Genomic DNA, 13,200 nt, shown 5'->3' with positions numbered 1-13,200 from the left:
TGCACTCTAGCGTGCCGGTGTGACAAATGCTTCACCCGGCTCGTCCGGCGCTAGACGACCGCGCCGTCGTCGGGGGTGTCGTCCGGCGGCAACCGGTCCTTCATCCGGATCACCAGGGTGAGGAAGCCGCCGATGAAGCCGGCCACCGCGAGCGTGGTGATCCGGCCGGTGCCGAAGTCGAGTACGGCGGCGGCGATCAGCAGCAGCGGACCGCCGATCAGGCCGAGCCAGGCGATCCGGCTGATCCAGTCCAGCCGCGGGCCGCGCGGCGGCTCCGGCGGGACGAAGTGGTCGTGCGGGTCGTCGGCGCGCTTCGGCGGCGGGTTGTCCGCCTCCTCCTCGCCGTCCGGTCCGTCGCCGATGATCAGTCCGGCCGGTACGTCGATCAGGGGCTCGTACTTCTCGTCGACGTCCTCACTGGCCGGCCACCGCGGCACCGGGGTGTCCCCGCCGTCGTGACCGGGTGCGGACGGCGCGTTGAACTGCTCGACCAGCGACTTCCACTCGGCGTCCTCGGTGCTGCGCTCGATCACCGGCCGGGCCCGGTCCACCGCGTCACTGTCGACGAAGATCTCCTCGAACCCCGAGGGGATCCGAGCCCGGGTCTCGGCCTTCGCCGGGGCCGCCTCGACCTTGGCCGCCGGCTCGACGGGTGTGCTCGCCTCAGCCGGCGCAGCGGCAGTCTCGTCGCCGGCCTCCGGCCGCTCGGCTTTGATCTCGGCGGCCCGCTCGCTCACCTCGCCGGCCGGCCCGGCCGCCTCGGCCGCCTCGGCTGTGGCGGACTCCGCCGGACGCGCAGAGCCCGAAGGAGTGCCAGGGCGCTCGGACGACTCGTCGGTCGCCGCGCTCCCCGCGGCGTCGGCCGCAGCCCGCGCCTCACCCGAACTCGCGCAGTACGCCGCGATGCCGGCTTCCGCCAGGGCGGTGAGGACAGGTTCGGCGACCAGGGGGTCGATCCCGCCCAGGGAGGTGTAGCCGGCGGCGGTCAGTCCGTTGTCACGCATCGGCGACCCGCCGGATGAAGGCCGCGGAGTCCGCGAAGATGCGCGGTGCGTCGTTGTCCAGAGTTGCCACGTGATAGCTGTCCTCGAGCAGGGTCTCGGTCACGTCGCGGGACGAGATCGAAGCCAGGACGGTCCGACCCGAACTCGGTTCCACCACGTGATCGACAGTACTGCGGAACATCAGCACCGGCTGTGTGACCTTCGCCAGATCGGCCCGGGTCAGCCGCCACAACTGCGACAGCGAGAGCAGCGCCCGCAGCGGCATCCGGTCGTACGCGCCCTCGTCGACGCCGGGCTTCTTGATGTCGTTCGAGATGCCCGGGAACGACGGAAGCACCCGCGACAGCATCGGCAGCAGCGCCAGTCGCCGGTCGTCGGTCCGCACCGACGGGTTGATCAGGACCAGACCGGAAATGTCTGCGCCGTGCTCCTCGGCCAGCCGCAGCACCAGGCAGCCACCCATCGACAGCCCGATCAGGAACACCTTGTCGTGCTCCTTGCGCAACCGCTCCAGCTCGTTGTCCAGTACGGAGTACCAGTCCGGCCAGCCGGTCCTGTTCATCTCCTGCCAGGTCGTGCCGTGCCCGGGCAGCCGCGGGACGGCGACGCCGTACCCCTCGGCCGCCAGGTGCTCCCCGAACGGGCGCATCGACTTCGGCGACCCGGTGAAACCGTGGCTGAGCAGGACCCCGACAGCGGCGTTCTGCCCGGATCCGGGGCTGCGGAACTCCTCCGCATGGCCTAGCACTGGCACGGTCGACTCCTCGCCGGTCACGGTCCTCACAGGCGGCCAGGCTCCGTCCCGCCTGCCGCACTAAATGGTCGCATCTGGACTGCACCCAGTCTGCATCCAGGTGATAACACCGTGAGCAACCTCCGGATTCCTGGCCGTGACATTGCCTGAGGAGGAAGCTGGAACGTAATGTCCTGCCGACGGGGACGCGCCGGAGCTGTCGCGACCGTCGCCACCGGCGGACACTGGTGCCGGACGAGGTACCGGCCGACGATGGTCGGTGGTGAGCGTGTCGGGCGAGTGACGGAGGTCGAGCCGATGCTGTATCTGTTCCTCAGACGGTTCTTTGTCGGACCGCTGGTGAAGCTGATCTTCCGTCCCAAGGTCACCGGGCTGGAGAACATCCCGACCACCGGCCCCGCGTTGCTGGTCAGCAACCACCTCGCGTTCTGCGACTCGATCTTCCTGCCGGTCGCCGTACCGCGGCAGATCGTCTTCCCGGCGAAGTCGGAGTACTTCACCGCGCCCGGGCTGAAGGGCAAGTTGGTCGCGACCTTCTTCCGGTCGGTGGGCCAGATCCCGATCGACCGGTCCGGCGGGCGCGCCTCGCTGGCCGCGCTGAACACCGGGCTGGAGATCCTGAAGAAGGGCGAGCTGTTCGGGATCTACCCCGAAGGCACCCGCTCGCCCGACGGCCGGCTCTACAAGGGCAAGACCGGTGTCGCCCGGATGGCGATCGTGGCCGGCGTGCCGGTCATCCCGGTCGCGATGATCGACACCGAGAAGCTGCAGCCGCCGGGCAGGATCTGGCCGAAGTGGTTCTACAAGGAGAAGGGCCGCCGGTTCCCGCGGCTGATCCGGCCGGGTGTCGCGTTCGGCAAGCCGCTGGACTTCTCCCGCTACGAGGGCATGGAGCGGGACCGGTTCGTCCTGCGCTCGGTCACCGACGAGATCATGTACGCGCTGATGGAGCTGTCCGGCCAGGAGTACGTCGACATCTACGCCGACAAGGCCAAGGAGCTGATCAAGGCCGGCGAGTCCGTCGACGAGCACGTCCGCCTCGGCGACACGAAGGCCAGCTGACACGCAGGAGCCTCACCGCGAGTGAGGATGGTCGGCATGGACGGCGACCTGAACGTGCTGGGCGAACCGCTGGAGGAGTGCGGGACCGATCCGGTGACCGGGTTCTACCGGGACGGGTGCTGCACGAGCGGACCTGAGGACCTGGGCAGCCACACGGTGTGTGCGGTGATGACGGCGGAGTTCCTGGCTCACCAGTTGTCGATCGGGAACGACCTGGTCACGCCGCGGCCCGAGCTGCGGTTCCCCGGGTTGAAGCCGGGGGATCGGTGGTGCGTGGTCGCGGTCCGCTGGCTGCAGGCCTACCACGACGGCGTTGCCGCTCCCGTCGTACTGGCGTCGACTCATGCCCGCTCGCTGGACACCATCCCGCTGTCGGTACTGCGGGAACACGCGGTCGACGTACCCCCGGACCCCGGCGCCCTCACCTGAGACGCTCACAGGCGGTCGACGTACCTGGCCTAGAGTTGAGCCCATGCAATTCGCGACGTTGAGTGCGGGGGAAGTGCCCGGGGTTCCGAGTCTGGACGAGCTGCGGGCGCTGAAGCCGCTGCAGCAGCCGGAGTGGCCGGATCCGGCCGCGCTGAACCAGGTGATCAGCGAGCTGCGGACGCTGCCGCCGCTGGTGTTCGCCGGTGAGTGCGACGACCTGACCACGAAGATCGGTGCGGTCGCGCGCGGCGAGGCGTTCATCCTCCAGGGCGGCGACTGCGCGGAGACGTTCGACGGGGTGACGGCGGAGAACATCCGGGCCAAGCTGCGGGTGCTGCTGCAGATGGCCGTCGTCCTCCAGTACGCCGCGAGTGTGCCGGTGGTGAAGGTGGGCCGGATCGCCGGTCAGTACGCCAAGCCGCGCAGCTCCGGCGAGGAGACCCGCAACGGCGTCACGCTGCCGTCGTACCGCGGTGACGCGGTCAACGGGCTGGAGTTCAGCCCCGAGGCCCGGATCTCGGACCCGCGCCGCCTGCGCGGTGTCTACAACGCAGCCGCCGCGACGCTCAACCTGACCCGCGCTTTCACCACCGGTGGGTACGCAGACCTGCACCAGGTGCACGCCTGGAACACGGACTTCGTGAAGTCGTCCCCGGTCGGGCAGAAGTACGAGCGGCTCGCCTCCGAGATCGAGCGCGCGCTCGCCTTCATGCGGGCCTGCGGAGCGAACTCCGAGGAGTTCCACACGGTCGACTTCTACGCGTCGCACGAAGCGCTGATCCTGGAGTACGAGCACGCGCTGACCCGGATCGACTCCCGCACCGAGCAGCCGTACGACGTCTCCGGCCACCTGCTGTGGGTGGGGGAGCGGACCCGGCAGCTGGACGGCGCGCACGTCGAGTTCCTGTCGACGCTCAGCAACCCGCTCGGGGTGAAGATCGGCCCGACCACGACGCCGGAGTACATCCGCGCCCTGATCGACAAGCTGAACCCGAAGGGCATCGAGGGCCGGCTGACCTTCATCACCCGGATGGGCGCGGGCAAGATCCGCGACGCGCTGCCGCCGCTGCTGGAGGCGGTCCGCGACCACGGTTCGCCGATCGCCTGGGTGTGCGACCCGATGCACGGCAACACCTTCGAGACCCCGAACGGGTACAAGACCCGCAACTTCGAGGACGTCATGCACGAGGTGCAGGGCTTCTTCGACGCGCACGAGCAGGTCGGGACCTGGCCGGGTGGCATGCACATCGAGCTGACCGGTGACGACGTGACCGAGTGCCTCGGCGGCGGCGAGGAGCTGGTCGCCGAAGACCTGGCCAACCGCTACGAGACCGCCTGCGACCCGCGGCTGAACCGGCACCAGTCGCTCGAGCTCGCCTTCCTCGTCGCCGAGCGGCTCCGCGGCGCCCAGGCCTGACCGGGAGCCTCGCGTGATCGATCTGCGCTCCGACACCGTCACCCGGCCGTCCGCCGGGATGCTGGCGGCGATGACCAGCGCTCCCGTCGGCGACGACGTGTACGGCGAGGATCCGACCGTCAACCGGCTCGAGGAGACAGTGGCCGGGCTGCTCGGTCACGAGGCCGGTCTGTTCACGGTCACCGGCTCGCTCGCGAACATCCTCGGTGTCCGCGCCCTCGTCGCCCCTGGCTCCGAGGTGCTCTGTGAGGCGAGCGCTCACATCGCCCGGGCCGAGCTCGGCGCACACGCGGCCGTCAGTGGGGTCACCACCCGCACCTGGAGCGCGCCGGCCGGGCAGATCGATCTCGAGCAGATCCGCGCGTTGATCGCTCCCGACCTCGGCCCGTACTTCGTCACCACGGCGGCGGTCTCGGTCGAGAACACCCACAATTTCGGCGGCGGCTCGATCCAGCACGCGTACGACGCTCTGGCCGACGAACTCGATGCCCGTGGCCTGCCGCTCCACCTCGACGGTGCGCGGCTGTGGAACGCGTCCGTGGCCTCCGGTGTGCCGGTGTCGTCGTACGCCTCCCGTGCGGCGGCCGCCAGCGTGTGCCTCTCGAAGGGGCTCGGTGCGCCGGTCGGATCGGTGCTCGTCGGGTCGGCCGAGCTGATCCGCGAGGCCCGGGTGTGGCGGAAGCGTCTCGGCGCGGGCTGGCGGCAGGCCGGCGTACTGGCCGCGGCCGGGCTGTACGCGCTCGAGCACAACGTCGAACGGCTGGCCGAGGACCACGCGAACGCGCGGCTGATCGCCGAGGTGCTGGCCGATGCAGCTCCCGGTTCGGTGAAACCCGATCAGGTCGAGACCAACATCGTCGTCGCCGACCTGGACGCCACCGGCAAGTCGGTGCCCGAGGTCGTCGAGGCCGCTCGCGCGGCCGGCGTACTGGTGGGCGGCGTCGGTCCGACCCAGCTGCGGGTGGTCACCCACCTCGACGCCTCGACGGAGGACTGCCGCACCGCCGCGGAAGCCCTGGCTCGCCTCATCCGCTGACAGTCGGGATAGGCTGCGATCGTCGGGGTCCGCAGCGTTCGGGGAGAGCCGTGCGAGAGATCGTCGTGTTCAGCGGGAGTGCCCACACCGGTTTGGCGGAGCGGATCTGTGCCGATCTCGGCGTAGCGCTGTCACCGGTCGAGATCCATCGTTTCAGCAACGACTGCCTGCAGGTGCAACTGCAGGTGAACTGCCGGCAGCGGGACGTGTACATCGTCCAGCCGCTCGTGCCGCCCACCCAGGAGCACCTGATGGAGCTGCTCCTGATGATCGACGCGGCCCGCGGTGCGTCGGCGCAGCAGATCACCGCGGTGATGCCGCACTACGCGTACGCCAGGTCCGACAAGAAGGACGCGTCCCGGATCTCGATCGGCGGCCGCCTGGTCGCCGACCTGCTGGTCGCGGCCGGTGTCGACCGGGTGCTGACGATGGCGCTGCACGCGCCGCAGGTACACGGGTTCTTCTCCGTCCCGGTCGACCACCTGACCGCGATCGGCGTCCTCGCCGACCACTTCCGCGGCCGGGACCTCACCGACACGGTCGTGGTCAGCCCGGACCTGGGCAACGCGAAGACCGCCACCCAGTTCGCCCGGCTGCTCGGGCTGCCGGTGGCGGCGGGCAGCAAGCAGCGGCTGGCCGACGACCGCGTGGTGATCGACGCGATCGTCGGCGACGTGTCCGGCCGGCGGGCGATCGTCCTCGACGACGAGATCGCCACCGGCGGCTCGATCATCGAACTGCTGGACCGGCTCAAGGACCGCGGCTGCACGCAGGCCGCGGTCGCCTGCACCCACGGCCTGTTCGCCGGACCGGCGGTGCAGCGGCTCCGGTCTCACCCGTCGGTGACCGAGGTGATCAGCACCGACACCGTGCCGCGGCCGGACGGCTTCCCCGAGCTCCAGGTCAGCTCGGTGTCCACGCTGTTCGCCGAGGCGATCAAGCGCATCCATGAGGGCGAGTCGGTCAGCAGCCTCTTCGACGGCGTCGATCCGACCCATGCTCCACCCCAACCCAAACTCCCGTTCTAACAGCTGGTCCGGCCCACGCGTGCTCCGCAGGCGCTCCTTCGTCGCTCCGTTCCTCACCCGCCCACTACGCCCGCTCCCACCCACCCCCCGGCTCATCGCCGGTGCATCGCATCCGGCTGCCGCCGGGAGTGCCGGCTGCGCCGGCGTTCGCGTGCTGCCGCCGCACACGTACCCGTCGCACGGTCCGCTCAGCCGTCCATGGGTGAGCGCCAGTGCAAGGCAGTCGATGCGGGCGGTAGCACGCGGACGGCGGCTCTCAGGGTGTCGTCAGCCCTCGCAGCAGGCTCGGTGGAGCCATTCGGGTTCGTGCCACCAGTAGGTGCTGTCGTGTGAGTGCGCCTGCTGGCGGGTGAGTGGTCTCGGGGCGTCCGCGGGTGGTTGCAGGGCTGCCGCCGTACGCGCATTGCCGGCGTACGGGGTGAGTAGCTCGTCGACCGTGTGCAGTTTGCCCGCGAGCATCACGCGGTCGACCGCGGCGGCTGTGCGGATGTCCGCGAGGGGGTCGCCGGTGACGAAGGACAGGTCGGCCTGGGCTCCGGGTTTGATCACGCCGAGTTTGTCCTCGAGGTTCAGCCACCGCGCCGGGTTGCGTGTCGCGGTCGTGAGGGCCTCGTACGGCGTGAAGCCGCCGGCCACCATGGCACGGAGGTTGGCGTGCAGCGAGATCGCGATGTTGTCCAGCGGGGTGTCGGTGCCGGAGATGACGAAACCGCCGCCGCGATGGATCCGCAGCACCATGTCCACGTTGCCGCGGAGGAGTTCCCGGGTGGTCACCCCGGCCGGTCCCTTGGCGGTGTTCACCTCGGCCAGCAGAGCGTCGTACTCCCAGGACGGGAACAGGGTGGTCGTCCGCCGGTCGGTCAGCAACGACGGATCGTCGACGTGCGCCATGGTCGAGTTGAACAAGGTCGGCGTGACGGACAGCCCGGCCTTGGTGAACAGCGTGACGACATCGGCGTACGCGCGTCCGAGCCGGCTGACCGTGTGCGAGTATCCGAGCCGGTTCGTCGCGCCGGTGTGCTCCATCCCGTCCATCCCGAGGTGCTCGGCCGGGTAGAGGTAGTGCGACGACAACTGCAGCCCGAGCCGGTGGACCGCGGCGATCGCTCGGCGCTGGTACTCGACCGGCAACCGCACGTACGTCTTCACCAGGTCGTAGGCGAGCCCTTCGACCCGGTCGATCTCCAGACCCAGTTGCCGCAACGACAAGGTCGGCCGCATGAAGTTGTAGTAGACCCGCGACCCGTCGATCGCCTCACCGGTCGCGAAGTAGCGCGGCCCGAGCAGCGACCCGTGCGCGAGCGCCTCCCGCGTCTCCTGCATCTGGTAGACCGGGTCGCCCGGCGACCGCGTGGTCGTGATCCCGTACGACAACCAGAGGTTTCCCTGCCGGGCACCCCAGGCCCGGCCACGCAGATGCCAATGGTTGTGAGCGTCGATCAACCCCGGCATCACCGTGAGGTCCTTCGCGTCGATGTCCGCCCGGCCCCGGTGCGGACGTACGGCGGCGATCCGCCACCCGTCGAGTACGACGTCCACGTCCCGGCGCAGCGTGGTTGCGCGGCCGTCCCACAACGCGCCCGCGTGGATCGTGACGTGCTGGTTGACCGTCGCGCGGCGCCAGTGCAGGTCGAGTTTGATCGTCTGCGGGCGGGATCCGTTGAGCGTGGTTCGACGTAGCCGGCCGTTGTTGAGGTAGAGCAGCGTCGTGCTGTCCTGCCAGACCGGTGAGTCGGTCACTTCACTCGTCACGGCCCGCGGCTCGCCGGTGAAGCGGCCGCGTGCGTCGACCGGAACGACGTACAGCAGACTCTCCACGACGAACGCGAGCCACTTGCCGTCGGGGGAGAAGACCGGGCCGTCGTCGCCGCGGGTGGCGAGCGACCGGAACGGCATCGGTTCGGCGTACTCCAGCGCGGTGGTCGCGACGTCGACGTACAGCAACTGGCTGGTGCCCTCGCGGAACCGCTTGGAGAACGGCTTGACCGCGGCGAGCACGATCGTCCTGCCGTCCGGTGACCAACTGACCCGGCCGGGCTGGAACAGCGGCGGTGTCAGCTGCCGGAGCTTCCCGGAGGCGAGGTCGAGCACCCAGGCGATACCGTCCTGGTCCTGGTACGCGACCTGCTTACCGTCCGGCGAGAACCTCGGCGCGGTCTGTGCCCCGGGCAACGACGAGAGCTTGCTGTCCGCGCCGGTCCGCAGGTCGTGCAGCCAGAGATCCGCGGTCCCGTCCCGATCGCTTGCGTAGAGCAACTTCGTGCCGTCCGGTGAGAAGTCCGGGTCGGAGTTGAAGTAGCCGTCGGCGACCAGCCGACGTGGTTGCCGCCGGCCACTCGTGGGCGCCAGCCACAACGCGTTCAGGGCCCGGAACGCGACCCACCGACCGTCCGGGGACACGCTCGGGCTCGCGATCCCGAGCACCGGCCGGCGGGAGGTCGACTCCAGATCCGGCGCCTTCGGCCGCGGCCGCTTCGCGGTCACCGGCACGGTCGCGACGAACGGTACGACGGTGTGCGCGCCGCCGACCTGATGACGTACGACGTGACCGTCGGCGGTGTAGTACAGGTCGGATCCCCAGGACGGCGGTACGGCGAAGACGTCTCTGCCGCTGGTGACTTTCTGATTGTCGACGACCAGATCGCACACCGGTCCGGCGAGGCGCACGTACGCGAGCCGGCCGGTGGGGGAGTACGCCGGGCCGTAGACGGTGCTGCCGGTCTGTGCCGGGACAACGGTCTTGCGCTCGCCGGTGCTCAGGTCGAGTTCGACGATCGAGGCGGCGTCGACGGTGAACGCGACCTTCGTGCCGTCGGGTGAGACCGCCGGCTCGGCTTCTTCGGCGGTGTCGTCGGTCAGGGCGACGATGGTGCCGTCGGCGAGGTCGAGTCGGTGGATGCCGTAGCTGCCGTTGCCGCCTCGGTCCGAGGAGAAGACGACGTACCGGCCGTCGGGGGTGAAATGCGGTTCGCGGTGGTCGTAGCGGCCGGTGGTCAGCTGCCGGAGGGCCGATCCGTCGGCGTTGATCGACCAGAGGTGGAAGTTGCCGTCGCGGTACGACTGGAACACGATCCGGCGGCTGTCCGGTGACCAGCGCGGCCGGGTCGCGTCCTGCAGGTCGTCGGTCAGCCGCCGGGCCTGGCCACCGGCGGCGGGGGTGACCCAGATCGCCGTGACCAGGTCGAAGGCGAGCCATTTGCTGTCGGGTGAGACGGCGACCATGAAGTTGGTGCCTTCGGTCAGGACGGCTTGGTTGGCGGCCGCGGCCTGTGCCGGGGCGGCGGTCGCCGCGTCGGGCGTGGTCGTCTGCACCGCGCCGACCGCGGCGAGACCGCCGCTGAGCTGCAGTGCGCGACGCCGCGAGATGCTCCACGAACCAGGGGTTTCGATGTCGGTGTGGTCCACGGTCGGTCCAATCCCTCGGGGGCGGTGGGACTCAGCCGTGTCCGGTGATTCCGAACGGCGGGGGACACCGGACACGACCTGTTCGAATCTGCCAGCAGCGTCGACGGCGCACGATCCTGACCGGCGCGTCGAGCGCCGAGCGGCCCCTGCGCTGCGACGAACGGCCGAACGTCTATCGTCTGCGCCATGCAATCGCTGTCTCCGCGGCTCAGGGCAGTCGCCGCCGCCGTCGTCTGCGTCGTGATCGCGCTCGGAGCGGCCCTGGCGGTCGACAACCGGCTCGATCGGCACTGGATCCTGCGTGGCGTGACGCTGTTCCTGGCGCTCTGCTGCGCCGCGCTGCTGCTCACCGACCAGACCCGCCGGATCCGCCAGATCGTCACCGCGGTCGGGCTGCTGATGTTCGGGCTCGTCTTCCCGGTCACCCAGACCACGTGGGCCACGCCGCCGGAGATCGACTTCGCCCTGGCGGTCGCGACCGACGCCGAGAACTCCGCGACGAAGCAGGCCCGCAGCGTCGTCACGGTCGAGGACGTGAAGGCGGCCGCCGAGGCGCGTGGCGGCGCCGTCGGCTCACCGAAGACCGAGCGGGCCCCGGAGGTCCGCGGCGCCGACACCTTCCCGGTCATCGTCCGCCCCGACCCCACCCAAGGCCGCCCCTGGGCCTGCATCACCTTCACCGGAACCCAGGCCAAGGTCCGCCCCTGCTGACCCTCACCGTTCGGACAAGGTTCCGCCCGCTGGTCCAGTTGATGGGCAATCGATTTCTTGGAGACCTGGGAGCGGCCTAAGGTCGCGGGTATGACTCTTGGGAAGCTGTCCGGAATCAGCGCGGTCGTCGATGTCGAGACGCGCTCCATCAGTGCGGAGAACCCCACCGGTGAGCCCGGCCAGGGCGGCCGCCGGACCGAGGGCACCGGCGCGCACGCGGCCCGCGACCTCGGCCAGGGCTGGAAGGTCTCGCCGTCGATCGAGATCGGGGCGGGGGAGACCGCAACGCTGGCGGACATCGCCGGGCCGGGGTGCATCACGCACATCTGGCTCACCACGCACGTCGACCACTGGCGCCGGCTGGTGCTGCGCGCGCACTGGGACGGCGACGAGGCACCGGCGATCGAGACGCCGGTCGGCGACTTCTTCTGCTCGGGCTGGGGCAAGTTCGCCCAGGTGAACTCGTTGCCGGTGGCCGTGAACCCGAACGGCGGCTTCAACAGCTACTGGGAGATGCCGTTCCAGTCACAGGCCGAGCTGACGCTGGAGAACACCCGCGACGAGCCGGTGGTCGTGTACTTCCAGGTCGACTACTGGCTGGGCGCCGTACCGGAGGAGTCGGCGTACCTGCACGCGCAGTGGCGGCGGAGCAACCCGCTCCCGGCCAAGACCGTCCACACGCTCCTGGACGGTGTGGAGGGCCCTGGACACTACGTCGGCACCTACATCGCCTGGGGAGTGAACAGCAGCGGCTGGTGGGGTGAGGGCGAGGTGAAGTTCTACCTCGGCGACGACGAGTTCCCGACGATCTGCGGTACCGGGACCGAGGACTACTTCGGCGGTGCGTGGAACTTCGACGTGCCGCACCTCGGCGGGTACACGGAGTTCAGTACGCCGTACCTCGGGATGCCGCAGGTGATCCGGCCGGACGGGCTGTACGCGAGCCAGCAGCGGTTCGGCATGTATCGCTTCCACCTGCCCGATCCGATCCGGTTCCGGGAGAAACTGCGGGTCGACGTCCAGGCGCTCGGCTGGCGGTCCGGCGGCCGCTACCTGCCCCTGCAGGACGACATCGCGTCGACCGCGTTCTTCTATTCGGTCAAGACCAGTACGACGCGACCGGAAGCCCCGACCCACGACGTGATGGAGATCTGCTAGGGGATCGGCAAGGGTTTGTCGAGAGCTGCGGCGGCGAGGATGACCAGGGCTGAGGTCCAGCCCAGCGGCGCCTCGCCGGCCGGCTGCAGGTCGCGATTCACCTTCTCCGGCAGTGCTCCGGTGCTGGTGCGGTAGTGATCCAGCCACATCAGCAGTTCACCGGCCGTCGAGCGATCACCACGGGCGGCCGCGCTCAAGGCGAACAACGCGGTCTGCGGCGTCCACGCAACTCCGTCCGCACGCCAGGCCTCGCCGGGGGTCACCCCGCCGTTCGGTTGGGTGAGTACGGCGAGCGCATTGTCGATCGCCTGGTCGACCACCGGCCGAGCCGGCGCGAACGGCGGTCCGAGCACGGTCACGATCGCGTCGGCGCCTCCACCCAGACCGATCGGCTCGAGCCCGGGTTCCAGGAAGCTGACCGCTCGTGCGCGGGTTCGTGGGTAGTCGGGCCCGAAGTGCCGGTCCGTTGCTTCGAGCAACTCGGCCAGCGCCGTGTTCCAGCGGGCGGCCTCGTCCGGATGACGCAGCTCGGTGGCGATGCCTACCGCGGCGCGAAGACCCGTCAGCAGTGGGGCGACCGTGCCGAGAGTGAGCTCGTCTTCCGGGCGTTCCCAGTAGTCCGGTGACGGTCCGGGCAGGCCGTCCGGCCCGAGTTCGGCCACGATCTGGTCCGCGGACCGGCGAACCAGCTCCCAGTACCTGCTGCCCGCCTGGCAGAACCACGTTGCCCACAGCACCCATCCGGATCCGTCGAGTTGTTGCTCGCGGCCGTCCCGGATCGCTTCACCGTCGGCGGAGTAGCGGGCTTCCCAGCGACCACTGGAGGGTTTGATGCTGTCGAGGAAATCCAGGACCCGGCCGGCCTCGGCGGTCCTGCCGATCGAGCAGTACGCCGCTGCGACGAACGACGCGTCGCGCGGCCAGACGAACCGCCACGGGCCGTCCCAGCCGGCCAGGGTCGCGCCGTTGGCGAGGGTGAGCGCGTCGAGGTCGGCGACCGCGTGCCGGACCAGTTCGCCGTACGGGCCGTCGAAGGTTGCCGGCGGCACCTTTCGGCCGGGGATGCCCTCGGCGACCAGTCGGGGCTGAGGGTTGCGCGTGAGGTTGCTCGCCGTACCGCCCGCGAGGAAGGCCAGCAGGACGACGATGACGACGGCCGGGAACCACCGGACCCGCCGAGCGCTGTCGTCCCGCAT

The 13,200-nt window shown here is 70.0% G+C and carries 11 protein-coding genes; 7 read left to right on the top strand and 4 right to left on the bottom strand.

The features are described 5' to 3' along the window. Window positions 1-50: 50 nt before the first annotated feature. Together ACYVOK_RS19385 and ACYVOK_RS19380 are read right to left on the bottom strand one after the other, a co-directional pair. Window positions 51-1,004 carry a hypothetical protein gene (locus ACYVOK_RS19385; protein WP_460663869.1) on the bottom strand — a complete coding sequence of 318 codons (954 nt, stop codon included), beginning with the start codon at window positions 1,002-1,004 and terminating at the stop codon, window positions 51-53. Then, window positions 997-1,758 (bottom strand): alpha/beta hydrolase, encoded by a 762-nt coding sequence (locus tag ACYVOK_RS19380; protein ID WP_460663868.1) that lies wholly within the window; start codon window positions 1,756-1,758, stop codon window positions 997-999. The genes ACYVOK_RS19385 and ACYVOK_RS19380 overlap by 8 nt, the downstream gene beginning before the upstream one ends. A 279-nt stretch (window positions 1,759-2,037) precedes the next feature. On the opposite strand from ACYVOK_RS19380, the gene ACYVOK_RS19375 reads away from it, so the two are divergent. From ACYVOK_RS19375 to ACYVOK_RS19355, 5 genes are read left to right on the top strand one after another with little or no spacing between them, the layout of a single operon-like run. Next, window positions 2,038-2,820: a lysophospholipid acyltransferase family protein gene (locus ACYVOK_RS19375; RefSeq protein ID WP_460663867.1), complete on the top strand. Its 783-nt coding sequence runs from the start codon at window positions 2,038-2,040 to the stop codon at window positions 2,818-2,820. Window positions 2,821-2,856: 36 nt separating this feature from the next. After that, the gene (locus tag ACYVOK_RS19370; RefSeq protein ID WP_460663866.1) at window positions 2,857-3,249 is read left to right on the top strand and encodes a DUF2237 family protein; all 393 of its coding nucleotides are present in this window, start codon (window positions 2,857-2,859) and stop codon (window positions 3,247-3,249) included. Between the two features lie 43 nt (window positions 3,250-3,292). Next, window positions 3,293-4,666 carry a class II 3-deoxy-7-phosphoheptulonate synthase gene (locus ACYVOK_RS19365; RefSeq protein ID WP_460663865.1) on the top strand — a complete coding sequence of 458 codons (1,374 nt, stop codon included), beginning with the start codon at window positions 3,293-3,295 and terminating at the stop codon, window positions 4,664-4,666. Between the two features lie 13 nt (window positions 4,667-4,679). Further along, the gene (locus tag ACYVOK_RS19360) at window positions 4,680-5,702 is read left to right on the top strand and encodes a threonine aldolase family protein (RefSeq protein WP_460663864.1); all 1,023 of its coding nucleotides are present in this window, start codon (window positions 4,680-4,682) and stop codon (window positions 5,700-5,702) included. Between the two features lie 50 nt (window positions 5,703-5,752). Then, entirely contained in the window at window positions 5,753-6,730 is a 978-nt protein-coding gene (locus ACYVOK_RS19355) for a ribose-phosphate diphosphokinase (RefSeq protein ID WP_460663863.1), read from the top strand. Between the two features lie 267 nt (window positions 6,731-6,997). On the opposite strand, the gene ACYVOK_RS19350 is transcribed toward ACYVOK_RS19355, so the two are convergent. Continuing rightward, on the bottom strand, window positions 6,998-10,135 hold the full coding sequence (locus ACYVOK_RS19350; protein ID WP_460663862.1) for an amidohydrolase family protein: 3,138 nt from the start codon (window positions 10,133-10,135) through the stop codon (window positions 6,998-7,000). Between the two features lie 186 nt (window positions 10,136-10,321). Between ACYVOK_RS19350 and ACYVOK_RS19345 the strand changes: the two genes are divergently transcribed. Further along, the gene (locus tag ACYVOK_RS19345) at window positions 10,322-10,846 is read left to right on the top strand and encodes a hypothetical protein (protein ID WP_460663861.1); all 525 of its coding nucleotides are present in this window, start codon (window positions 10,322-10,324) and stop codon (window positions 10,844-10,846) included. Between the two features lie 90 nt (window positions 10,847-10,936). Then, window positions 10,937-12,004, top strand: coding sequence for a glycoside hydrolase family 172 protein (locus tag ACYVOK_RS19340; RefSeq protein WP_460663860.1), 1,068 nt, complete (start codon window positions 10,937-10,939; stop codon window positions 12,002-12,004). Here ACYVOK_RS19340 and ACYVOK_RS19335 read toward each other — a convergent pair. Further along, the gene (locus tag ACYVOK_RS19335) at window positions 12,001-13,200 is read right to left on the bottom strand and encodes a glycoside hydrolase family 15 protein (RefSeq protein WP_460663859.1); all 1,200 of its coding nucleotides are present in this window, start codon (window positions 13,198-13,200) and stop codon (window positions 12,001-12,003) included. The genes ACYVOK_RS19340 and ACYVOK_RS19335 overlap by 4 nt on opposite strands.

This window comes from Kribbella swartbergensis (assembly GCF_054784135.1).
This window is presented reverse-complemented; position numbering and strand designations above follow the sequence as displayed.

What these genes read in the sequence shown, in the direction of transcription:
- ACYVOK_RS19345 (WP_460663861.1), top strand. Translation starts at nt 10,322, where the DNA reads ATGCAATCGCTGTCTCCGCGGCTCAGGGCAGTCGCCGCCGCCGTCGTC.
- ACYVOK_RS19370 (WP_460663866.1), top strand. Translation starts at nt 2,857, where the DNA reads ATGGACGGCGACCTGAACGTGCTGGGCGAACCGCTGGAGGAGTGCGGG.
- ACYVOK_RS19335 (WP_460663859.1), bottom strand. Translation starts at nt 13,200, where the DNA reads ATGCGGGACGACAGCGCTCGGCGGGTCCGGTGGTTCCCGGCCGTCGTC.
- ACYVOK_RS19385 (WP_460663869.1), bottom strand. Translation starts at nt 1,004, where the DNA reads ATGCGTGACAACGGACTGACCGCCGCCGGCTACACCTCCCTGGGCGGG.
- ACYVOK_RS19340 (WP_460663860.1), top strand. Translation starts at nt 10,937, where the DNA reads ATGACTCTTGGGAAGCTGTCCGGAATCAGCGCGGTCGTCGATGTCGAG.
- ACYVOK_RS19365 (WP_460663865.1), top strand. Translation starts at nt 3,293, where the DNA reads ATGCAATTCGCGACGTTGAGTGCGGGGGAAGTGCCCGGGGTTCCGAGT.